This is a genomic window from Terrabacter sp. Ter38 (assembly GCF_024519435.1).
In the GTDB taxonomy this organism is placed as follows: domain Bacteria; phylum Actinomycetota; class Actinomycetes; order Actinomycetales; family Dermatophilaceae; genus Terrabacter.
Map to the genome: position 1 here is coordinate 176,299 of NZ_JALJRZ010000005.1, position 22,369 is coordinate 198,667.

General features: G+C 72.4%; 20 protein-coding genes. 10 read left to right on the forward strand and 10 right to left on the reverse strand.

Annotated elements, in window-relative coordinates; genetic code table 11:
* Positions 1 to 2 precede the first annotated feature (2 nt).
* From NR112_RS12530 to lysX, 3 genes are all read right to left on the reverse strand, one after another.
* Positions 3 to 896 (reverse strand): SGNH/GDSL hydrolase family protein, encoded by an 894-nt coding sequence (locus tag NR112_RS12530; protein ID WP_256794661.1) that lies wholly within the window; start codon positions 894 to 896, stop codon positions 3 to 5.
* 70 nt (positions 897 to 966) lie between these two features.
* Positions 967 to 2,082 (reverse strand): esterase family protein, encoded by a 1,116-nt coding sequence (locus NR112_RS12535; protein WP_256794662.1) that lies wholly within the window; start codon positions 2,080 to 2,082, stop codon positions 967 to 969.
* Positions 2,073 to 5,429, reverse strand: coding sequence for a bifunctional lysylphosphatidylglycerol synthetase/lysine--tRNA ligase LysX (gene lysX, locus NR112_RS12540; RefSeq protein WP_256794663.1), 3,357 nt, complete (start codon positions 5,427 to 5,429; stop codon positions 2,073 to 2,075). The genes NR112_RS12535 and lysX overlap by 10 nt, the downstream gene beginning before the upstream one ends.
* Positions 5,430 to 5,675: 246 nt before the next feature.
* Between lysX and NR112_RS12545 the strand changes: the two genes are divergently transcribed.
* The 3 genes from NR112_RS12545 to NR112_RS12555 are packed head-to-tail and all read left to right on the forward strand — an operon-like array spanning position 5,676 to position 9,777.
* A complete protein-coding gene (locus NR112_RS12545; protein ID WP_256794664.1) occupies positions 5,676 to 7,199 on the forward strand; it encodes an FMN-binding glutamate synthase family protein in 1,524 nt (507 codons plus the stop codon).
* Positions 7,196 to 8,917, forward strand: a complete 1,722-nt coding sequence (locus tag NR112_RS12550) for a thiamine pyrophosphate-dependent enzyme (protein ID WP_256794665.1) — start codon at positions 7,196 to 7,198, stop codon at positions 8,915 to 8,917. Before NR112_RS12545 ends, NR112_RS12550 begins: the two co-directional genes overlap by 4 nt.
* Before the next feature lie 2 nt (positions 8,918 to 8,919).
* On the forward strand, positions 8,920 to 9,777 hold the full coding sequence (locus NR112_RS12555; RefSeq protein WP_256794666.1) for a class II glutamine amidotransferase: 858 nt from the start codon (positions 8,920 to 8,922) through the stop codon (positions 9,775 to 9,777).
* Positions 9,778 to 9,780: 3 nt separating this feature from the next.
* Here the strand turns inward: NR112_RS12555 and NR112_RS12560 are convergent, their stop codons facing one another.
* The gene (locus NR112_RS12560) at positions 9,781 to 10,374 is read right to left on the reverse strand and encodes a TetR/AcrR family transcriptional regulator (RefSeq protein WP_256794667.1); all 594 of its coding nucleotides are present in this window, start codon (positions 10,372 to 10,374) and stop codon (positions 9,781 to 9,783) included.
* A 97-nt stretch (positions 10,375 to 10,471) separates the two neighbouring features.
* Between NR112_RS12560 and NR112_RS12565 the strand changes: the two genes are divergently transcribed.
* Positions 10,472 to 11,026 (forward strand): NADPH-dependent FMN reductase, encoded by a 555-nt coding sequence (locus NR112_RS12565; protein WP_256794668.1) that lies wholly within the window; start codon positions 10,472 to 10,474, stop codon positions 11,024 to 11,026.
* A 111-nt stretch (positions 11,027 to 11,137) separates the two neighbouring features.
* Here the strand turns inward: NR112_RS12565 and NR112_RS12570 are convergent, their stop codons facing one another.
* Entirely contained in the window at positions 11,138 to 11,650 is a 513-nt protein-coding gene (locus tag NR112_RS12570; protein ID WP_374512304.1) for a MarR family winged helix-turn-helix transcriptional regulator, read from the reverse strand.
* Between the two features lie 74 nt (positions 11,651 to 11,724).
* On the opposite strand from NR112_RS12570, the gene NR112_RS12575 reads away from it, so the two are divergent.
* From NR112_RS12575 to NR112_RS12585, 3 genes are all read left to right on the forward strand, one after another.
* Positions 11,725 to 11,919 (forward strand): hypothetical protein, encoded by a 195-nt coding sequence (locus NR112_RS12575; RefSeq protein WP_256794669.1) that lies wholly within the window; start codon positions 11,725 to 11,727, stop codon positions 11,917 to 11,919.
* Positions 11,920 to 12,082: 163 nt separating this feature from the next.
* Positions 12,083 to 12,409 carry a hypothetical protein gene (locus NR112_RS12580; protein ID WP_256794670.1) on the forward strand — a complete coding sequence of 109 codons (327 nt, stop codon included), beginning with the start codon at positions 12,083 to 12,085 and terminating at the stop codon, positions 12,407 to 12,409.
* A 42-nt stretch (positions 12,410 to 12,451) separates the two neighbouring features.
* A complete protein-coding gene (locus tag NR112_RS12585; protein WP_256794671.1) occupies positions 12,452 to 13,696 on the forward strand; it encodes a D-arabinono-1,4-lactone oxidase in 1,245 nt (414 codons plus the stop codon).
* A 28-nt stretch (positions 13,697 to 13,724) separates the two neighbouring features.
* Here the strand turns inward: NR112_RS12585 and NR112_RS12590 are convergent, their stop codons facing one another.
* Positions 13,725 to 14,204: a MarR family winged helix-turn-helix transcriptional regulator gene (locus NR112_RS12590; RefSeq protein WP_256794672.1), complete on the reverse strand. Its 480-nt coding sequence runs from the start codon at positions 14,202 to 14,204 to the stop codon at positions 13,725 to 13,727.
* 205 nt (positions 14,205 to 14,409) lie between these two features.
* Here NR112_RS12590 and NR112_RS12595 point away from each other — a divergent pair, with 205 nt between their 5' ends.
* Entirely contained in the window at positions 14,410 to 14,601 is a 192-nt protein-coding gene (locus NR112_RS12595; protein WP_256794673.1) for a BldC family transcriptional regulator, read from the forward strand.
* Here NR112_RS12595 and NR112_RS12600 read toward each other — a convergent pair.
* Both NR112_RS12600 and NR112_RS12605 read right to left on the reverse strand, forming a co-directional pair.
* Positions 14,598 to 15,848, reverse strand: coding sequence for an AGE family epimerase/isomerase (locus NR112_RS12600; protein WP_256794674.1), 1,251 nt, complete (start codon positions 15,846 to 15,848; stop codon positions 14,598 to 14,600). The two genes, NR112_RS12595 and NR112_RS12600, sit on opposite strands and share 4 nt — an antisense overlap.
* Before the next feature lie 58 nt (positions 15,849 to 15,906).
* Entirely contained in the window at positions 15,907 to 16,449 is a 543-nt protein-coding gene (locus NR112_RS12605; RefSeq protein WP_374512372.1) for a MarR family winged helix-turn-helix transcriptional regulator, read from the reverse strand.
* A gap of 88 nt (positions 16,450 to 16,537) precedes the next feature.
* On the opposite strand from NR112_RS12605, the gene icmF reads away from it, so the two are divergent.
* Positions 16,538 to 19,807 carry a fused isobutyryl-CoA mutase/GTPase IcmF gene (icmF, locus tag NR112_RS12610; RefSeq protein WP_256794676.1) on the forward strand — a complete coding sequence of 1,090 codons (3,270 nt, stop codon included), beginning with the start codon at positions 16,538 to 16,540 and terminating at the stop codon, positions 19,805 to 19,807.
* Positions 19,808 to 19,901: 94 nt separating this feature from the next.
* Entirely contained in the window at positions 19,902 to 20,666 is a 765-nt protein-coding gene (locus tag NR112_RS12615; protein ID WP_256794677.1) for a helical backbone metal receptor, read from the forward strand.
* Positions 20,667 to 20,797: 131 nt separating this feature from the next.
* Here NR112_RS12615 and NR112_RS12620 read toward each other — a convergent pair whose 3' ends face one another.
* Together NR112_RS12620 and NR112_RS12625 are read right to left on the reverse strand one after the other, a co-directional pair.
* Complete coding sequence (locus NR112_RS12620) at positions 20,798 to 22,045, reverse strand: cupin domain-containing protein (RefSeq protein ID WP_256794678.1); 1,248 nt, start codon at positions 22,043 to 22,045, stop codon at positions 20,798 to 20,800.
* Positions 22,045 to 22,317: a BatC protein gene (locus NR112_RS12625; RefSeq protein ID WP_256794679.1), complete on the reverse strand. Its 273-nt coding sequence runs from the start codon at positions 22,315 to 22,317 to the stop codon at positions 22,045 to 22,047. The genes NR112_RS12620 and NR112_RS12625 overlap by 1 nt, the downstream gene beginning before the upstream one ends.
* Between the last annotated feature and the right edge of the window lie 52 nt (positions 22,318 to 22,369).

A 22,369-nucleotide genomic window follows, 5' to 3' on the forward strand; every position in this document is an offset into this window, starting at 1 on the left:
GATCAGGAGGCCCCGTGCCAGGCGGCGACCGCTGTTGGAGTGGCGAGCTCGCCCACGACGGCGGTCGAGAGCAGGGTGTGGCCGCTCGCGTTCGGGTGGTCACCGTCGTCGAGGAGGTCACCCGTCGGATCCCGGGTGCCCGAGGTGCCCTTGAGCGGGCTGTACGCGTCCACGTAGACCGCGCCCGTCGTCGCGGCCACCTGGTGGACCGTGTCGTTGACCAGGCGGGTGAGCTCGTCGCTGCCGAGGACGAAGTCCTCGCCGAGAGCCCGGCCGACCGAGCCGTCGACCGTGACGTTCCAGTAGCCGAGCAGGGCGATCCGCAGGTCGGGACGGTGGTCGACGCGGTGGATCGCCGCGATGATCCGGGTCAGGCCGTCGCGCAGGCCGGCGATCGTGGCGGACCAGCAGTCCGACCCGGCGGCCGGGAAGCAGCCCTGGTCGTCGACCCGGTCGAGGTCGAAGTCGTTGGCTCCCACCTCGACGAGGACGAGGTCGGCGTTCGCGAGGTGGCCACGGGTGGAGGAGGAGCCGAGGTCGTCCTCGACGTCCGACGTGGTCCAGCCGCCGTTCGCGTCGTTGTGCACCACCCAGCTCCGGTGCGTCAGCGCCCCGAGCCGCTGACCGACCTGCTCGACGTAGCCCGTGCAGCCGCACGTCTCGGCCGACGGCACGGAGTCCCCGAGACCCACGAGCGTCAGCGGTCCGGACGGCGTCGTCCCGGAGGCCGACGGCGTAGCCGGGCCCACTGTGGTGGCCGACGTCCTCGGTGCCGCGCCGGGATCACCCAGGAGGGTCGACGGTCCGAGGCCGGGCACGACACCGCTCAGGCCGAGGGCGGCGAGGACGGCCAGGCCGAGCAGCGCCGCGACGAGGTGGCGAGGTCGCGCGCGCACCCCACGCCCCCGGTGCCGGCGGCGGCCCGGGCGTCCGTCAGCGTCCCCCGACGGCATACGTCCTCTGGGCTCAGCCACGGAAGCCCGGCAGGGTCTGGGCGAGCCACGCGAGGGCGGCCGGGACGTAGGGGGTGAACACCGAGTCGCGGTGGCCACCGTGTGCGAGGACGGTGCCCGTCACGTCGAGCGGGCTCCGGGCGACGCTGAGGAACTTCGAGGTCGTGGGGTAGGACAACGGGTCCTCGCGAGAGGTGAGCACCCACATCGCCACGGGCGGCGGCGCGGTGTGCGCCATGGTCACGAGGTCGTAGCCCCGCTGGGTCGCCGTCGTCAGGGGGTCGTAGGCCGCGCTGAAGTCCGGACGGAAGTAGCCGAGGAGCACGACGGCGGCGCCGAAGACGTCGGGGTGGCGCATCGACAGCGACGCAGCGCACCAGGCGCCGTAGGAGTAGCCGAGCGTGGCCCATGACGTCCGCGCCAGCGTGACCCGGAAGTGGTGGGCGGTCCACCCTGGGATGTCGTGGGCGAGCCACGTATCCGTCTGCGGCTGTCCGACCCCGCCGTTGACGCACTCGGTGTCGAGGCTCGCCGGGGTGTCGATGCGCGGGACGACGACGATCGAGGGGGCGAGTCGGTGCTCGGCGGTGAGGGCGTCGACGGAGCTGAGGAAGTCGAGCCTGAGGAAGCCCTTCGGCCCGCTCGGGAAGCCGTGCAGGCCGAGGATGACCGGATAGGTGCGCGAGGACCTCGGGTCGTAGCCGACGGGCAGGTGGACGTAGACCTGGCCCTCGGCGTTCGAGCGCGTGTCGACGACCGTGTAGGTCTGCAGCCGTGAGCCCGGCTGGGGCAGGGGCGGCAGCACGGTCGGCGTCGTGACGCCGCGGAGGCCCGGGCCGGCCACGGCGGCCGTGACGACCTCGGGGCTCGTCCCGCCGTGGTGCACCTGGACCGACGTCGAGCGGGAGCCGAAGAGGTCGCCCCAGCTGGAGTAGAAGAGGTACTGGTCGTTGAGCGCGGCGCCTGCGAGCGCGAGGACGAGGACGTTGAGCAGCACGACCTGCACGCCGCGGACGGCGGCGCGCGCGATGCCGGATCCCCACCGGGGCAGGCCGGCCACGACGAGCCCGAAGACGACGAGCGCGAGCCCGGAGAGCAGGACGATGGGGCCGGGATCGGTCAGCTCCATGCGGGGCTCGTCTCGCGGTCGGCCCGGCGCGTGCTCATCGGACGCACGAACGGAAAGGTCAGCACGGACCGGATCGGGCTGTGGGTCAGGAGCATGACGAGCCGGTCGACACCGATCCCGAGGCCTCCGCTGGGTGGCATCCCCAGCTCGAGGGCGTGGAGGAAGTCCTCGTCGACCTCCATCGCCTCCGGGTCTCCTGCGGCCGCCTTGAGCGACTGCTCGGTGAGCCGCGCCCGCTGGTCGACGGGGTCGGTCAGCTCGCTGTAGGCCGTGCCGACCTCCATCCCCGCCACGACGAGGTCCCAGCGCTCGACGAGCCCGGGCTCCGTCCGGTGCGGCCGCGTCAGGGGCGAGGTCTCGACGGGGAAGTCGGTGTAGAAGGTGGGCAGCACCGTGACCGGCTCCACGAGCTCGGCGTAGAGCTCCTCGATGACGGCCCCGGCGCCCATCTCGGGCCGCACCGCGATGCCGTGGACCTCGGCGAGGTCGAGCAGCACGTCGATGTCGGTGTCGATGGTGACCCGCCGTCCCACCGCGTCGGAGACCGCGTCGAGGACCTTCACGACCGGCCACTCGCCGCTGATGTCGACGAGGTCGACGAGGTCGACGCCCTGCGTGCCGTCGTCGTCGAACCCCGACCGGCCGGGACCGGGGACGGGGAGCGGGATGACCTCCCGGCCGTGGACGGTGCGTGCGGCTTCACGGACGAGTCGCTCGGTGAGGTGGCGCATCGTCGTGTAGTCGGCGTGCGGCTGGTAGACCTCGAGCGAGGTGAACTCCGGGTTGTGCGTGGCGTCCGCCCCCTCGTTGCGGAAGTTGCGACCGAGCTCGAAGACGGGACCGAGCCCGGCGACGAGGAGCCGTTTGAGGTGCAGCTCGGGTGCGATCCGCAGCGACAGGTCGACGCCGTACGCGTTGATGAACGTCCGGAACGGGCGCGCGCTCGCGCCGCCGTGAGTCGTGTGCAGCATCGGGGTCTCCACCTCCAGGAAGCCGGCGTCGCCGAGCGTCCTCCGGATCGATCCGACGACGGCCGAGCGGCGCCGCAGCAGCTCGACGTCGCGTGGGTGGACGAGCAGGTCGGTCGAGCGCCGGCGCGCTCGGGCGGCCGGGTCGTCGAAGGCGCGGAAGGGGAGGGGGTGTAGGCACTTGGCCTCCATGCGCCAGCTGTCGGCGAGCAGGCTCGGGGTGCCGGTGCGGGAGCGGCCGGTCGTGCCGTCGACGCGAACGAGGTCGCCGACGTCGACGAACGAGGTGAGTCGCTCGAGGCAGGTCCGACCGAGGCGGGCAGCGTCGACGAGCACCTGGAGCCGTGCCTCGCCCTCGACGAGGGTGACGAAGACGACGCCGCCGTGGTCGCGCACCTCCCGCACCCGTCCCACGACGGACAGCGGGCAGGGGACCTCCCAGGCGTCGGACCCGAGGGCCGCGATGGGGGTCGTCATGACGGAGGCCGCGCCGACCGGGTAGGCCTCGATCCCGGCCTCGCGCATCCGGTCCAGGGCGGCTACGCGGTGGCGGAACTGGTCGGACCGGCGCGGTCCGAGAGCCTCGACGTCGACGGGCGGTGCACTGATCTCGGCCACCCGGCCCAGGTGCTCGGCGTCGAGCTCGGTGGGGGTCGTGCGGATCGACGGGTGTCGCACGAAGCCCTCGGCTGCTCCGGCGGCGAGGGCGACCTGTGGAAGGGACACGGCGTCGTCGTAGCAGAGGAAGCGCGGCTGCCACGTCGGCTCGTACTTCTCGTTGGCCCGGTAGAGGCGCTCGAGCTGCCAGACGCGGTCGAAGAAGCCGAGGACCGACGCGCCCACCCGCGTCAGCGACCGGGACCCGAGGCGCTCGGCGTCCTCGAACACGGAGCGGAACATGCAGAAGTTGAGCGAGACCCGGCCCAGGCCGAGCCGACGGGCGTGGGCGAGCAGCTCGCTGACCATGAGCTCCGTGACGCCGTTGGGGGCGTCGGGGGAACGCCGCATGACGTCGAGCGAGACGCCTGAGCGGCCCCACGGCACGAGGGAGAGCACCCCGACGAGCGACCCATCGGCGGCATGGGCCGTCACGTGGAGGACGTCCCCGTCAGCGGCGTCACCACCGCGCCCGAGGGCCATCGAGAAGCCGCGGTCGGTCTCGCCTCCGCGCCAGGCCTCGGCGCGGTCGGTGATCTCGGCGACCTCGTCGGCCCGCAGCTCGCTCTGGCGACGCACGCGGACCTCGAGTCCGGCTCGAGTCGCCCGCGCCACGGCATGCCGCACAGGCGAGAGCGAGGCCCTTCGCAGGTCGAAGCGCGCGGGGTCGAGGATCGCCTCGTCCCCGAGAAGCAGCACCCGCATCCCCCCGGTGGCTGCGTACGCCCGGGCACCACGCTCGCTCGCGCCGAGCACGGCCGGGACCCAGCCGAACTCGCGAGCCTCGGCCCGCCAGGCCTCGATGGCCGGCTGCCAGCTGTCCGGGTGCCCGACCGGGTCGGCGCTCGCGAGGGAGACCCCGGCGACGACCCGGTAGGTCACGGCGGCCCGACCGTCGGGGGAGAACACGGAGGCCTTGTCGCGGCGCGTGGCGAAGTAGCCCAGGGAGTCTTCGGAGCCGTGGCGGGCCAGGAGGCCGCGCAGGGCCACCTCGCGGGCCGGCGACCAGCGACTGCGGGGGCGGGCCGAGGCGAGGAAGAGGGTGACGGCCGCGAGGATCGTCAGGCCGGCGCAGACCGCGACGACGTCGATGACCCAGGGCGGCACGAGCGCGAGGGTGTGGCGGCTCACGCCCCCGAAGACGGCGAGCACGGTGTCGATGAGGGGGTCGACCTGGGAGCGGGGAGCCCCGACGGCGTCGAGGAGCAGCCAGGCCACGCCGAGCGTCACGACGGAGCCGACGGCCAGCGCGGCGAACGCGAGACCCCACGAGCCACGTTGGAGCCGGCCGGTGAACTCGTGGCGGATCCGCCAGAGCCACCACAGGGCCAGGGCTGCGACGAGGGTCGACACGATGTCGAGCCCGCGCCCGAGCTCGCCCCGGCTCACCCACATCTCGGTCCGGGGGAGCCGCGCGGCCGGCACGAGCGCCACGAACCCGACGTAGATGCCGACGATCTGGAAGACGGCGACGAACCACAGCCCGATCCGCTTGCGGCCCAGCAGCGCTCGGGTGGCCAGGGCGAGGACGACCACCGACACGAAGGTCGGGGCCACCGGCACGTTGAGGAGGCCGAAGATGCCCTCGGCGAGGAAGGGGTGGGGTCGGCGTCGGGCCAGCAGGGTCAGCAGCAGTGCGACGAGGGTGGCGAGCGCGTAGAGGCCGGTGAGCAGTCGCGCGGGACGGTGCGAGGCCGGCGCCCGCAAGGTTCGGGTGCCCATGGCGCAGACGATCCACCTGCCCGCTGGACGGTCGCTGGGCGTTGCCTGCGAACGGCCCCACAGCCCGCGCCCAGCCCGCACCCAGACTCGTCCGAGCGCGGCCCGCTCAGGAACCTCTCAGGTAGGCGGTCCACCGTCGCGGGTAGGTCGCGGGTGGACGAGAACATCGGTGTGCCCGTCCCGCGCGGGCACCCGGGGCGGACGAGCACGGGTCGCGCAGGCGGCACGTCGGGCGAGGAGGCAGTCGTGGGTCGAAGCAGGTGGGTGGTCGGCGGGGCCGGTGCAGGTGCGGCCGGACTCGCGGCCTGGGACCTCCTCCAGCGCAAGCACACGATCCTGCGGCGCTATCCCGTCGTCGGGCACCTGCGCTACCTCCTCGAGGACATCCGCCCGGAGCTGCAGCAGTACTTCATCGAGCGGGACTGGGACGGCCGCCCCTTCGACCGCGACACCAGGTCCGTCGTCTACGAGCGGGCCAAGGGCATCCACGGCGAGCGCCCCTACGGCACCGAGCTCGACGTCAACGAGGTCGGCTACGAGTACCTCGTGCACTCGGCCGCACCGGCCGACCCGCCGGACCATCCCGCCCGCGTCCTCGTCGGCGGTCCCGACTGCACGAAGCCCTACTCCATGGCGCTGCTCAACGTCTCGGCGATGAGCTTCGGTGCCCTGTCCGCCAACGCCATCCGCGCGCTCAACAAGGGGGCTGCCCTCGGCGGCTTCGCCCACGACACCGGCGAGGGCGGCTTGTCGCCCTACCACCTCGAGCACGGGGGCGACATCGTCTGGGAGATCGGCACCGGCTACTTCGGTGCGCGCACCAAGGACGGTGACTTCGACCCGGCGACCTTCTCCGACAAGGCATCCCGTGACTCGGTCAAGTGCGTCTCCCTCAAGCTGAGCCAGGGCGCCAAGCCCGGCATCGGCGGGGTGCTGCCGGGGGCCAAGGTGACGAAGGAGATCGCCGACATCCGGCAGGTGCCGCAGGGAGAGAAGTGCGTCAGCCCGTCGAGCCACCGTGTCTTCCACACGCCGGTGGAGCTCATCGAGTTCATCGGACGCATGCGTGAGCTGGCGGGCGGCAAGCCCGCCGGCTTCAAGCTCTGCGTGGGGTCCCGGGTCGACGTGCTCGCCATCTGCAAGGCGATGCTCGAGGTCGGCACGACGCCCGACTTCATCGTCGTCGACGGCTCCGAGGGTGGCACGGGTGCGGCGCCGCTCGAGTTCGAGGACCACGTCGGGATGCCGCTCACCCACGGCCTCATGACCGTGCACAACGCGCTCGTCGGCGTGGGCCTACGTGACCGCGTGCGCATCGGCGCGAGCGGCAAGGTCGCGGCCGGCAACGACATCGTCAAGCGCGTCATCCAGGGCGCGGACTACACCAACTCGGCCCGCGCCATGATGATGGCCGCCGGCTGCATCCAGGCCCAGCGCTGCCACACCGACAAGTGCCCCAGCGGCGTCGCCACCCAGAACCAGCGCCGCGCGCGGGCGCTCGACGTCGGCGACAAGAGTGAGCGCGTCCACCGCTACCAGCAGGCCACGGTCGACGAGGCGATGCGGATCATGGCGGCCATGGGTGTCACGGACCCCTCCCGCCTGACCCCGCACCAGCTGCGGCTCAACGTGTCGGCGACTCGCAACCAGTCCTACGCAGAGCTCTACGACTGGCTCACACCGGGGCAGCTGTTGGCCGAGCCCCCGCGGGACTGGGCCCACGACTGGGCCGCAGCGAGCGCCGACCACTTCGGCGGGAGGCTGTCGTGACCACGGTCGCCGAGCACATCATCACCTCGTTGGCCGACGCCGGTGTGACGCAGGTCTGGGGCGTCGTCGGCGACGCCCTCAACCCGCTGACCGACGCCATCCGCACGGAGGACCGCATCGAGTGGGTCGGGGTGCGCCACGAGGAGGTGGCGGCCTTTGCCGTCAGCGCCCAGGCGCAGCTGACCGGGACGCTCGGAGTGTGCATGGGCACGGTGGGACCGGGGTCGATCCACCTGCTCAACGGGCTCTACGACGCGAAGAAGTCTCACGCGCCGGTCCTCGCCATCTGCGGCCAGGTGCCGAGCCCCGAGATCGGGACCGACTTCTTCCAGGAGGTCGACAACAACGCCCTCTTCGCCGACGTCTCGGTGTGGTCCCAGACGCTGACCTCGGCAGGGCAGCTGCCCTACCTGCTCGAGCAGGCCGTCAACGCAGCCCAGTCGATGCGCGGCGTCGCCGTGCTGACGCTGCCGGGCGACGTCGGTGACCTCGCGCTCGACAAGGGCGTGCGTCCCGCGACGTTCGCACCGACCGCGGTGCCGGCGCCCGCACCGCACCGGCAGGTCGAGGCCGCCGTCACCGCCCTCGCCGGTGACGCCCCCGTGACGCTCCTCGTCGGGTGCGGTGCGCGCGAGGCCCGCTCGCAGGTGCTCGAGCTGGCCGACGTCCTCGCCGCCCCGATGGTGCTGACGCTCAAGGCGAAGGAGGGACTGGAACACGACAACCCCTTCGAGGTCGGGCAGTCCGGCCTCATCGGCAACCCCGCCGCCGCCAAGGCGATGGACGACTGCGAGGTGCTCGTCCTCGTCGGCACCGACTTCCCCTACCGCGACTGGTACCCCACGGGCAAGACCGTGATCCAGCTCGATGCACGAGGGGAGCACGTCGGCCGGCGCACCCCCGTGCAGCACGCCCTCGTCGGCGACGCCGCGTCGACGCTGGACGAGCTCCTGCCCCGCCTGCGCCGACGCGAGGACCGCGGGCACCTCGAGAGTGCGCGCACGGCCTACGAGTCGTGGCACGAGCGTCAGCGCTCGCTGCTCGACCCGACCCACGACCGCACGCTCCTCGGGCGCGCACGAGCCGTCCTCGACAACCCCGACGAGCGCATCCGGCCGGAGGCGTTGGCGGCCGCCGTCGACCGGCTGGCGCCCGACACGACGATCTTCACGAGCGACACCGGCATGTCCACCGCCTGGCTCGCCCGGTTCGTGACGATGCGTGGCACGCGTCGGCTCGTCGGCTCCTACAACCTCGGCTCGATGGCCAACGCGATGCCCATGGCCCTCGGAGCCCAGGCGCTCGACCGCACCCGCCCGGTCGTGGCCTTCGCCGGCGACGGTGGACTGATGATGCTGCTCGGCGACCTGCGCACCGCGGTGACCTACCGCCTGCCCGTCGTCGTCGTGGTCTTCGACAACGGGCGGCTCGGCATGGTCAAGCTCGAGCAGGAGCAGGGTGGCCTGCCGGAGTTCGGGACCGAGCTCGACAACCCAGACCTGGCGGCCGTCGCCGCAGCCCTGGGCCTGACGAGCCGTCGGGTCACCGAGGCCGATCAGCTCGACGACGCCGTCACGTGGGCCCTCGCGGCCGACGGCCCGGTGCTGCTCGACGTCGTGACCAACCCCGACGAGGTCGCGATCCCGCCCAAGCCCAAGCTCGCCCAGGGCTGGGGCTTCGCCATCGCCAAGGCCAAGGAGGCCGTGGAGAGCAGGTAGCCGTGTGTCGTCTCTTCGGGATGAGTGCCGGTCGCGCGCGGGTGTCCGCGACGTTCTGGCTCCTCGACGCCCCGGACAGCCTGAGTCACCAGTCGCACCGCAACCCGGACGGCACGGGCCTCGGCACCTTCGACGAGGCGGGCCGACCGGTCGTGGAGAAGCAGGCCCTGGCGGCCTGGGACGACGCGGACTTCGCGAGCGAGGCGAAGGAACGGCGCAGCGCGACCTTCGTGGCGCACGTCCGCCACTCGTCCGGCACCGGGGCCCGCCCGGAGAACACCCACCCCTTCGAGCTCGACGGCCGGCTCTTCGCGCACAACGGTGTGGTCCGGGGGCTGTCCCTTCTCGAGGAGCACCTCGGCGCCGCCATGTCGTCGGTTCGCGGCGACACCGACTCCGAGCGACTCTTCGCGCTCGTGACCACCGAGACCGCCGCTGCGGGTGGAGACGTGGCTGTGGGGATGGAGCGTGCCCTCGGCTGGGTGGCCCGGAACCTGCCCGTGTATGCCGTCAACGTCGTCCTGACGACGCCCACCGAGCTGTGGGCGTGCCGCTACCCCGACACGCACGCCCTGTGGCTGCTCGACCGCCGACAGCCCGTCGAGGTCCTCGACCACCGGAGTGCCGCGGGCACGCACGTCGTCAGCGACGACCTGGCCGACGCACCGTGCGTCGTCGTCGCGAGCGAGCGCCTCGACGACGACCCCGCGTGGCGGCTGCTCGACCCCGGCGTCCTCGTCCGGGTCGGCCCCGACCTGTCGGTGACCGAGCGGGCCGTCGTCGACCCGGAGCCGCGGCACCGCCTGCGGCCGGCCGACCTCGGCGCCGCCGCGGCCTCCCAGCGACCGACCGGGAGGTGAGGCTCAGCCGGCCTCGACGACGCGACGCACGAGGTCGGTCCACGTCGCCAGGATGCGCTCGCGGGTCACGCCGGCCTCGAGCTGTGGCAGCACGAAGGCCACGTCGAGCGGGGCGAGGAGGGACAAGGCCAGGACCGGCAGGTCCCCGGTCACGTCGAGCTCGGCGAGCAGGTGGCGCACGTGGGCCACGAGGAAGCCGACCGCGGGCAGCGACCGGCCGTGGCGACCGGCAGCGGCGACCATGAGGTCGCCGCTGACGAGAGTCCGCTCGAGCCGGGACTCGCCGAACGCGAGGAGCCGGTCGAGCGCGGGCGCGCCGGGTCCGAGGGGCGGTGGACCGGAGATGACCCGGCCCTGCCACCGTGCCTCCCCGTGGTCGAGCAGGGCCGACATGAGGCCGGCGCGGCTGCCGAAACGACGGAAGACGGTGCCCTTGCCGACCCCGGCCTCGGCCGCGACGGCATCCATCGTCACGGCGTCGACCCCGTCGCGGTCGACGAGCCGGTGCGCGGCGTCGAGGAGGAGCTCGCGGTTGCGTGCCGCGTCACGCCGCTCGGGGCGGCTGCGCAGGTCGAAGAGCGGTGGCTCGGTGGACACGGTCGTGATCCTAGGTCGGACGGCGGCCGGTGCAGGGCGACCGCGATGACCTGTCCAGCTCGGGAATAGAAACGGACTGCGGTCCGTTTCGAACCCCATGACCACTGCTGCCACCCCCCGCACGCGCGTCGCCGTCCTCGTCGGAAGCCTGCGCACCCAGTCCGTCAACCGTCGCATCGCCGAGTCCCTGCGCGACCAGGCGCCCGAGGGTGTCGAGATCGACATCATCGACGGCCTCGGCGCCCTCCCGTTCTACAACGAGGACATCGACGGCGACGACGTGCCTGCCACCGCTGCCCAGCTGCGCGAGAGCGTCGCTGGCGCCGACCGCGTGCTCGCCGTGACGCCGGAGTACAACGGCACCATGCCGGCCGTGCTCAACAACGCCATCGACTGGCTGTCCCGTCCCTACGGTCAGGGCGCCATCACCGGCAAGCCCTTCGCCGTCGTCGGCGCGACCCCGACCCCCTACGGCGGCAAGTGGGCCCACGACGACACCCGTCGGTCGGCTGGCATCGCCGGTGCCGTCGTGCTCGACGAGGTCATCGTGTCGCAGACGACCATCGACACCGACGTGCTCGGCGACCCGGAGGTCTTCGGGCGCCTGCAGGACGCGCTCAGCGCCCTCGTCGACCACCGGCCCGCCGCCTGAGCACCTGCCCCGCACCCGACCCCGGCTCGCGACGAGCCGACGAGCCGCTGGGCCCGGACCGATGTCCGGGCCCAGCGGCATACCAGGGTCGTCGTGCTCGGCCGGGCGCGCTCAGTCGGTCGCCGTCGTCGCGGCGATGATCCGGCTGAGCGAGGCGTGCAGGGCCTGGAGGTCCTCGACCCGCACGCCGAGCCGCTCGACGATCTGCGGCGGAACGTCGAGCGCCTGCTCGCGCAGCTGCCGGCCGCGCGGCGTCAAGGTGATGGCGAGGGCGCGCTCGTCGTCGGGGTGGCGGTCGCGCCTGATGAGACCTGCCGCTTCGAGCCGCTTGAGCAGGGGCGAGAGCGTGGCCGGCTCGAGGCTGAGCAGACGGCCGATCTCGCGGACGGTGAGCGGTGACCGCTCCCAGAGGGCGAGCATCACGAGGTACTGCGGGTGGGTGAGCCCGAGGGGGTCGAGCACCGGGCGGTAGAGCCCGATGACGTTGCGGGCCGCCACGGCGAGGGCGAAGCAGACCTGCTGGTCGAGCTTGAGCAGGTCGTCGGGGGACATGGAGGACACGGCGGTCTCCGCGGGGCGGGTGGTCGGTCGCGGCGTGGTGCGGGAGGTGGCGCTGCGGGTCATCGAGGCCTCGTCGTCGGTGTGGCGGGACCTGTGTACACTAACAGTTAGTGCACTAACTAATTGGAGGCAGCAACGTGTCGAGATCGACGCCCCGTGACGGACTCTCGATCGGGTACCGCATCGGCTACCGCCTGCGCCTGGTCGCCCTGACCGTCTTCGGCCCGGCGCAGCTGGGCGAGGGCAACGACCCCACGGCCCGGCTCGCGCGCGAGCGCGCGGCGAAGGTCGCAGCGGCCCGGGCCGCCCGCGACTCCCGCGACTCCCGCTGACTGGGGCGCACCGAGCGGCCCCGAGCGGCCCCGAGCGGCTTCTGGCCGCGTCCTCCCGCTTCGAGGAGCGCCACCCGGCTGACATCCGTTCGCGCACAACAGGCCCGGCCCGGAGCCGACGGGAGTACCGTCGTGAGTGCCGCATCGGACCCTGGAGGTGCTCATGGGTGATCGTGTTGGACTCATCGTCATGCTGGCCGTCGTCATCGTTCTCGTGATCGGGCTCCTCGTCGTCGGACCCCGTCGAGCCGGACGCGACTCCAGCGAGTCCCTCAACAAGCATCGCGACGACACCGAGCAGGCGCGTCGCGACCACCCGGAGGGAGCCGAGCGCTCCCACCTCGTCGGCAACCCGCCCGTCGACACCATCACGCCGGACGGCTGGGGCGTGGCCCGCCCGGGCGAGGGTGCCGAGCCCGAGGAGCTGCCCGAGGACGTCCATCCCGAGCTGCACGAGGACCGCAGCCACCGCCGGCGCCACCAGACCTGATACCGCCGACCTCCTTTCGAGCCGTGGGGGCAGACTGAGGCCATGGCGGAGACGAACTGGGCCGGCACCCACACCTACCGGTCACCGATCGAGCGGGTGCGCTCGGTCGAGCACCTGCAGGAGCTCGTCGCGGCGGCCCCGCGCGTGCGCGCCCTCGGGTCGCGGCACAGCTTCACCGACCTGACCGACATCACGGACGCCGACGACGGCGTGCTCGTCTCGCTCGTCGACCTGCCCACCGCCGTGGACGTCGACCCGGCGACCCGCACGGCCCGCGTGACCGGGCATGCGGCATACGGCCAGGTGGCGACCCAGCTGCACGCGGCGGGGTGGGCCCTCGGCAACCTCGCGTCACTCCCGCACATCTCGGTCGCGGGTGCCGTGGCCACCGGCACCCACGGCTCGGGCACCGGGAACGGCTCTCTCGCAACGGCCGTCGCCTCCGTCGACCTCGTCGGTCCCGACGGTGAGCTGCGCACGGTCAGTCGCGGGGACGCCGACTTCGAGGGCAGTGTCGTGGCCCTCGGTGCGCTCGGGATCGTCACCTCGGTCACCCTCGACGTCGAGCGCACGTACGAGGTCCGACAGGACGTCTTCACCAGCCTGTCGTGGGACGCGCTCACCTCCGGGCTCGACGCGGTCACGAGCAGCGCCTACAGCGTCAGCCTCTTCACCCGGTGGGGCGAGTCGGGCATCGACCAGGTCTGGCTCAAGAGCCGCGGCGAGCAGGCGCCGAACGCGCCGTTCGGCGCGGCCCCGGCGACCACGACGATGCACATGCTCGACGGTGCGGATCTGGACTCGGTGACGGCCCAGGGTGGCGTGCCGGGGCCGTGGCTCGACCGGCTGCCGCACTTCCGGATGGGCTTCACCCCGAGCCGCGGCGCGGAGCTCCAGAGCGAGTACCTCCTGCCCCGCGAGCACGCCCTCACCGCGATAGCGCGCCTGCGCGGCCTCCGGGACCGCATGGCCCCGGTGCTCCAGGTCTCGGAGCTGCGCACCGTCGCCGCGGACGACCACTGGCTCAGCGGCTCGCACGGACACGACGTCGTGGCCGTGCACTTCACGTGGGTCCGTGACGTCGAGCGGGTGTATGCCGTCCTGCCGGAGGTCGAGGCAGCCCTCCTGCCGCTCGGCGCGCGCCCGCACTGGGGCAAGTGCTTCGTCGCGGGCGTCGAGCAGCTCGAGCCGCTCTATCCGCGGATGGCCGACTTCCGGTCGCTGCGAGCGAGGGTCGACCCGCAGCGCGTCTTCGGCAACACCTTCCTCGACCGCGTCATCGGCTGAGTCGCGACCCGTCCGGACGACGCCGCGCTCAGTGGCGCCTGCGGCGACCGGGGCTGGACGGGTGCGAGGCGTCGATCCGGGTGGTGACCTCGCGCAGCGAGGCGGCGAGGGTCCCGAGCGTGGCGGCCACGTCGTGGAGGTCGTCCCCGTCGAACGCGTCGAAGGCCTGGGGGAGCCAGTCCCTGACCTCGCGAAGCCGGATCGCACCGGACTCGGGGATCTCCACCGAGCTGCGCCGCCGGTCGCTCGGGTCGGGGACGCGTCGCACCATCTCGCGCTGCTCGAGGCGGTCGAGGAGCGTCGTCGTCGAGCTCGTCGTCAGGCCGAGGGCGGTCGAGAGCTCGGTCTGGCCCATGGGACCCCGGGCCAGGAGGTAGCTGATGGTCCGGCTCTCGTTGACCGTGAGGTCGAGCCGCGCAGCCACCGCGATGCGGTAGCGCTCGCCGGCGAGGATCAGCTCTCTCAGGGCGACCGTCGCGTCGTCGCGGGCCTGGGCGGGGGGGCTCATGCGCCCAATCTACTGAGGCCATCTCGCCCGTTGGCCTGATCGCTTGATTGTCGAATGACCTACCCGTACCGTGACAGTGTCGGGAGCCCGGCGACGAACCGTCCCAGGGCGTGCCGCGATCGGGATCCTTCGGACTCGGGGTTGAGCAGCCAGCCCCGAGTCCGTGACCCTCCACTGAGGCTGCGATCGCGCGAGGCGGACTGACATGGACGGACCTGAGACAGCGGTCGAGAGGCTGCTGACCCCGGCGGAGGTCGCGACGATCTTCCGCGTCGACCCCAAGACCGTCAGCCGGTGGGCACGGGCCGGTCGCCTCCACGCGCTGCGGACGCTCGGCGGACATCGCCGCTACCCGGAGAGCGAGATCCGGGCCCTCGTCGACCGACAGCAGGACTAGGCGGTCCGAGCCGCCCGCAGGTGCCCATCCCTGAGGGCCCCGGCGAACGACGTGATCTCGCCGAGCGCGCCGACGAGGCAGGCCTGGTAGGCGTGGTAGACGTCCGGGCGTCCCTGCCAGACGACGCTCGACGGCGCGAGCTCGGGTGAGAGCTCGTGGCGCCACGACCCCTGCGCGGGGTCGACGAACCACGCGTGGGCGTGCTCCCACCACCGGTCGTACCAGGCGGCATACGTCGGGTCGCCGGTCGCGAGGTGGAGCGTGCGGGCGGCGCCGATGGCCTCGGTGACCACCCAGTGCAGCCGGTCGCGCACGACGGGCCGACCCTCGAAGTCGGTCGTGTAGACGAAGCCCTCGTGCCCGTCGACGTCCCAGCCCTCGTGCACCGCGACGTCGAAGAGTGAGCGCGCCTCGTCGAGCAGCCACGCCGGCGCCTCGTCCCCGAGGGCATGGCGCAGGTGCAGCGACAGTCGCGACCACTCGAGGAGGTGGCCCGGCGTCACGCCGAACGGGCGGAACTTGTCGGTCGGACGGTCGCGGTTGTAGTCGGGGCGCGGCTCCCAGGACGAGTCGAAGTGCTCGGGGAGCCGGTAGTTCCACGAGCGGGCGAAGCCGTGCACCACGCGCTCGGTGATCCGGAGCGCGTGACCGAGCCACCGCGGGTCACGCGTCACGTCCCACGCCGCGAGCAGGGCCTCGAGCGAGTGCATGTTGGCGTTGACGCCGCGGTAGTCCTCGAGGTCGGTCCACGTGCGGTCCCAGACGTCGAGGGCGAGCCCGTCGGACTCCCGCCAGAAGCGCTGCTCGTAGGTCTGCAGCGCCCGGTCGAGCAGGTCGTCGGCCCCGGGACGCCGGGCGGCCGACGCGGAGGTCGCGGCGAGCACGACGAACGCGTGCTCGTAGGCGCGCTTGTCGGACACGTCGGGCGTGCCGTCGCCGTGGACCGACGCGAACCAGCCGCCGTGCTCGGGGTCGTGGAGCAGGCCGCCGGGGGCGAAGGTCGCGACGCCGTGGTCGACGACCGCCTCGAACGACGTGTCGCCCTCGAGCACCGCCAGGGCGGCGACGTGGGTCATCCGCGCCGTGATCCACACCTCGACGCCGTATGCCGGGTCGAGCCTCCCGTCGTCGCCGAGCCATCCGAACCCGCCACCGGGCCGCTGCGCGGCGCGCGCGAGGTCGCGCAAGGACCGCCGCTGCTGCGCCAGACGCTCGAGATGGTCCGGGGGCAGCGGGGTGTCGGGCATGCCCCCAGTCTGCCGAGGTCGCGCCCCGGCCGCTGCCGGTCCGCGTAACGAACTGGGGTCAGAAGTCGCCCGCGTCGCGTCGCAGCCGGGTCAGCACGTCGACGAGCGACCGGACGTCGGTGGCCCCGAGGTCGGGCTGCTCGAAGACCTCGGCGTTGAGGGCCTTGGTGGCCCGCTCCGCGAGCTCGCGGCCGGCCGGGGTGAGGGCGACGAGCATCGCGCGGCGGTCCTCGGGGTGCGTCGAGCGTGTCACGAGCCCGGCGTCCTCGAGGCGGTCCACCGCGTTGGTCACGCTCGTGGGGTGCACCTGCAGGCGGCTGCCGATCACCTTCATCGGGAGCGACCCGCGCCTGCTGAACCACAGCAGCATGAGGACCTCGTAGCGGGCGAAGGTCACCCCGAGCGGCCGGAGCGTCGCCTCGACGCGGGCGAGCACGATCTGGTGCGCGCGCATGAGCGAGGTGATGGCGGCCATCCCGTCCGCGGCCGGGCCCCAGCCCTGCTCGACCCACTGCTCCCGCGCGCGGGCGATCGGGTCGAAGCCGAGGCCGGACCCGGCGGCGACGCCGGCGCTCACCCCGCCACCCGCTCCGGCGCTCATGCCGCCCGCGTTGGTCTGCGCACTCATGGCGTCATCGTAGGACGCTGACGCGTTGACGTCCATTAGTAGGAAGTCCTACTATTTTTCCATGTCCGACGCAGCGAAGCGCGATCATCACCAGCCCTCCCACCACGTCCGCCTCGTCACGGCGAGCAGCCTCTTCGACGGGCACGACGCGTCGATCAACATCATGCGGCGCATCATGCAGACGCAGGGGGCCGAGGTCATCCACCTCGGGCACAACCGCTCGGTCCAGGAGGTCGTCGACGCGGCGATCGAGGAGGACGTCCAGGGCGTCGCGGTCAGCTCCTACCAGGGCGGCCACGTCGAGTACTTCGAGTACCTCGTGAAGCTGCTCGAGGAGAACGGCGCCGGCCACATCCGCGTCGTCGGCGGGGGCGGCGGTGTCATCGTCCCCGAGGAGATCGCGCGGCTGCGCGAGTCCGGCGTCACGATCTTCAGCCCCGAGGACGGCCAGCGCCTCGGTCTGGCCGGCATGATCAACACCGTCGTCGCCGACTGCGACTTCGACCCGTGGGAGCTCGGTGCGCCGGCGCTCGAGGCCGTCCTCGCCGGCGAGCGGGCCGCCGTGGCGCGCGCCATCACCGGCGCGCAGGAAGGCGACATCGACGACGCCATGCTGTCGGGCATCCGCGAGGCCGCGGGCCGTCGTCGCGTGCCGGTCCTCGGCATCACCGGCACGGGTGGCTCCGGCAAGTCGAGCCTCACCGACGAGCTGATCCGCCGCCTGCGCCTCGACCAGCAGGACAAGCTGCGCGTCGCCGTCCTCGCCGTCGACCCGACGCGCAGCCGTGGCGGCGGTGCGCTGCTCGGCGACCGCATCCGGATGAGCTCCCTCGACGGTGACCGCGTCTTCTTCCGCAGCCTCGCGACGCGCGGCGGATCCCAGGTGCCGACCCACCTCGACGACGTCCTCGCGGTCGTCCGCGCTGCGGGCTTCGACCTCGTCATCCTCGAGACGCCGGGCATCGGTCAGGGCGACGCGGCCGTCATCGACTACGCCGACGTCTCGCTCTACGTCATGACGCCGGAGTTCGGCGCCAGCAGCCAGCTCGAGAAGATCGACATGCTCGACCGCGCCGACGTCGTCGCCATCAACAAGTTCGAGCGCCGCGGCGCCGAGGACGCCCTGCGCGACGTCGGCCGCCAGATGGTGCGCAACCGCGAGGCCTTCGGCAAGAGCCCGGCCGACATGCCCGTCTACGGCACCTCGGCGGCCACCTTCAACGACGACGGCGTCACGGCGCTCTACCAGGAGCTGCGCGCGCTGCTCTCGGAGCAGGGGATGCCCGTCGAGGAGGGCGTGCTGCCGCGCGTCGCCACGAGGCAGTCCACCCGCATCGCGACCATCGTGCCCGCGTCCCGGGTGCGCTACCTCGCCGAGATCAGCGACACCGTCCGCGGCTACCACGAGGCCACCGAGCGGTATGCCGCCGCGGCCGCCAGGGCGCAGCGGCTCGAGTCCGTGCGGGGCGAGCTCGCGGCCGCAGCGGCGGCCGACGACCTCGACAGCGCCGAGAGCGCGGTCGACGCCGTCGAGGCGCTGCTCGACCGGGCCCGCACCGACGTGCCGACCGACGTGGCGAGCGCGCTGGAGGACTGGCCCTCCGTCGTCGAGTCCTACTCCGGCGACGAGCAGGTCGTCACGATCCGGGGCAAGGAGATCCGCAACACCCTGACCCGGGAGTCGCTGTCGGGCAACAAGATCCCCCGCGTCTCACTGCCCCGGTACCGCGACCACGGTGAGCTCGTCAGCTTCCTGCGCCGCGAGAACCTCCCCGGCTACTACCCCTTCACGGCGGGCGTCTTCCCGTTCAAGCGCGAGGGGGAGGACCCGGCGCGCATGTTCGCGGGGGAGGGCGACCCGTTCCGCACCAACCGTCGCTTCAAGCTCGTCTCCGAGGGGCAGCCGGCCACCCGCCTGTCGACGGCCTTCGACTCCGTGACCCTCTACGGCCGCGACCCGGACCCGCGCCCCGACGTCTACGGCAAGGTCGGCACCTCGGGCGTCTCCGTCGCCACGCTCGACGACATGAAGGCCCTCTACGACGGCTTCGACCTCGTCTCGCCGACGACGAGCGTCTCCATGACGATCAACGGTCCGGCGCCGACGATCCTCGCCTTCTTCCTCAACACCGCCATCGACCAGCAGGTCGACGCCTTCCGGGCGCGGGAGGGCAGGGAGCCGGGCGACGTCGAGCGCGAGGAGCTCACGGCATACGCCCTCGCCAACGTCCGCGGCACGGTGCAGGCCGACATCCTCAAGGAGGACCAGGGCCAGAACACCTGCATCTTCAGCACGGAGTTCAGCCTCAAGATGATGGCCGACATCCAGGAGTGGTTCATCGAGCGGAAGGTCCGCAACTTCTACTCCGTGTCGATCTCCGGCTACCACATCGCCGAGGCCGGGGCGAACCCCATCAGCCAGCTCGCCTTCACCCTCGCCAACGGCTTCACCTACGTCGAGAGCTACCTCGCGCGCGGCATGGCGGTCGACGACTTCGCGCCCAACCTGTCGTTCTTCTTCAGCAACGGCATGGACCCCGAGTACTCCGTCCTCGGACGTGTCGCCCGTCGCATCTGGGCCGTGGCGATGAAGGAGAAGTACGGCGCGGGGGAGCGGTCCCAGAAGCTGAAGTACCACGTGCAGACGTCCGGCCGCTCGCTGCATGCGCAGGAGATGGACTTCAACGACATCCGCACGACGCTGCAGGCACTCATCGCGATCTACGACAACGCGAACTCCTTGCACACCAACGCGTTCGACGAGGCCGTGACGACGCCGTCGGAGGAGTCGGTGCGCCGCGCGCTCGCGATCCAGCTCATCATCAACCGTGAGTGGGGGCTCGCGATGAACGAGAACCCGCTCCAGGGCTCGTTCGTCATCGACGAGCTGACCGATCTCGTCGAGGCAGCCGTCCTCAAGGAGTTCGACCGCATCACGGAGCGCGGTGGCGTGCTCGGCGCCATGGAGACCGGTTACCAGCGGGGTCGCATCCAGGACGAGTCGATGCTCTACGAGCACCGCAAGCACGACGGCAGCCTGCCGATCGTCGGCGTCAACACCTTCCGCAACCCGCACGAGGGCGAGGTGCCCCGCACGGTCGTGCTCGCCCGCGGTACCGAGGAGGAGAAGCAGAGCCAGCTCTCGCGCGTGCGCGCCTTCCGGACGGCCCACGAGGTCGAGGCGACGGCAGCGCTCGAGGAGCTCAAGGCCGTCGCCATCGAGGGCGGCAACGTCTTCGACGTCCTCATGCGGGCGGCGCGGGTGTGCTCGCTCCAGCAGGTGACCGAGGCCTTCTTCGAGGTCGGCGGCCAGTACCGCCGCAACGTCTGACCCACCCGGCAACCGTCGAAAGGCCACGAATGGCCCCTTCTCACCCGTCGAAAGGCCACGAACGGCCCCTCGCCGACCTTCGACAGGTCACGTCTTGCCCGCAGTGACTCTCGCTGACGACCTGGCGTATGCCGTGTCCCTCCCGCGAGCGCCCCGCCGGGTCGTGTCCCTGGTGCCGTCGATCACCGAGGCGCTGGCGACGACGTGCCCGGAGCGGCTCGTCGGTGCCACCGACTGGTGCACCCACCCGGAAGGTCTTGCGGTGCAACGGGTCCGGGGCACGAAGAACCCCGACCTCAAGGCGATCGCAACCCTGGCGCCCGACCTCGTCGTGGCCAACAAGGAGGAGAACCGCGAGCTCGACGTCCGGCGACTGCGGGCTGACGGCATACCCGTCTGGGTCACCGACATCGAGACGGTGCCGGGGGCGCTCGACTCGCTCGAGCGACTCTTCGTCGAGGTGCTCGAGGTCGGCACGCCCGACTGGCTCGTCTCCGCACGGCGCGAGTGGGACGGGCCCGTGACCGAGCCCACCGTCGACGTGGCCGTGGCGATCTGGCGCGACCCCTGGATGGCCGTGGGGCGCGACACCTTCACCGGTGACCTCGTGTCGCGGCTCGGCTGGCGCAACGTCCTCGCCGACGACGCGGACCGCTATCCGCACGTCGCGGTGGCCGACCTCGACCGTGAGGGCGTGACGGTCCTGCTGCCGGACGAGCCCTACGTCTTCTCGGCGACCGACGGCCCGGAGGCCTTCACGCAGGCCCGCACGGCTCTCGTCAGCGGACGGCTGCTCACGTGGTACGGCCCGAGCCTCGTCGGTGCCAAGGCGGCCCTGACCACGGCCGTCAACGCCTGAGCCTCGGGCGCCCACTGGCCTCTCACGGGTTTGGACCCGGCCGAACGTGGCCTCTCGACGGTTCGAACTCGGCCGAACGTGGCCTCTCGACGGTTCGGCCGCCGCTTCACAGTCGAGAGGCCACGCAGGGCTCAGTCGTCGGCGACGACGAGCAGCCCGGCGAGCATGAGCCGCCGCGCGAGGTCGAGACCGACCATGTCGGCACGCAGCACCCCGCCCGCCACGAGCGCGACGAAGGTCCCGACCTCGTGCGGCTCGACCGCGAAGTCGGCGAGCCGGCTGCGCAGCATCGCCGGACCAAGACCCGTGGGAACGAGACGGGGGGCCACGTGCGGCCGGAGGTGGAGCAGCGTGTCGTCGCGCAGCGCCTCGGCGGCGGCCACCTGAGCCAGGGGGCCGATGGGTGCGGGTCGCTGGGCGCCGCGCGCCCGCGCCTCGAGCGCGTCGACGATGGTGGCCGTGTCGATCTCGCCGAGAGCCCGCACGAGTGCGGTTCGCACGAGCTCGACGTCCGGGGCGATGGCCTCGTGGTCGAAGCCCGTCGGTGCGACGTCGAGCGAGGCGCGCACCCTCTCGTCACGGCTGATGTCGGCGAGCGCGATCGACACGAGCTCGTCGGCCACGTGACGTCGCGTCCAGACGTGGATGCCCAGGGTGAGGTGTGTGCTGACCCCGCCGAGCGCGGTCGCGGCGTGCACCCAGCCGCGCGGTAGGTAGAGCACGTCCCCCGGGCGGAGCGTGAACTCGTGGTCGGGTGCCCGCCGTCCCGCGTCCTCGACCTCAGCGCGGTGGTCGGTCCAAGGCTCGTCGCGCAGCGGTGAGTCGTGCACGGGCGGCCGGACGCGCCAGCGCTTCTCGCCGCCCATCTGGAGCACGAAGACGTCGTGGACGTCGTAGTGGTCGCTGAAGCCGGTGTTCTGGCTGGGGGTGACGTACGCGTTGGCCTGGACCGGGTGCCCCAGCTCCTCCGCGAGCTGCTGCGTGAAGTCGATGAGCGGACCCCACGTGCGGTGCAGTCCCTGCAGGACGATGGTGGCGCCGTCGGCGACGAGCCCGAGCAGCTTGTCGTCGCTCACCTGGTCGGCGACGGAGGCACCGACACCCCCGCCCTGGGTGAACTCCCGGTCCCCGAGGGTGCGGCCGCCCTTGGCGACCCGCAGGAAGGGGGCGCGCAGCCCGCGTCGGGAGACGAGCTCGTCGACGGAGTCCTCGCCGAAGAGGTCGAGCAGCCCGGCCGGCAGGTCGGCTGCCCGGGTGATGATCGGCGTGTGCGCCCAGTGGTCCCTGGCGAACTCGTCTGCGGGGAAGGGGACGAGACGAGCGAGCGCCGAGCGCCCACGTTCGTGCGTGGGCACCCGGCTCGTCGTGCCAGCGGTCATCAGATCGAGCTGGTCGGGTCCGCTCCGGCCCCACCGTCGGCGCCGCCGTCGTGGCTGCTCGTGTCGGCTCCGCCGTCAGCGGGGCCCTCGGTGTCGGCGCCACCGTCGGCGCCGCTGTCGTGGCTGCTCGTGTCGGCTCCGCCGTCAGCGGGGCCTTCCGTGTCGGCGCCACCGTCGGCGCCGCCGTCGTGGCTGCTCGTGTCGGCTCCGCCGTCAGCGGGGCCCTCGGTCGTCGGGTCGTCGCTCACGGGGTCCAGCGGGTTGTCGCTCATGGCTTCTCCTCCACGGGGTGTGGCGCGGCGCCGGACGACGCCGTCGCCTGTG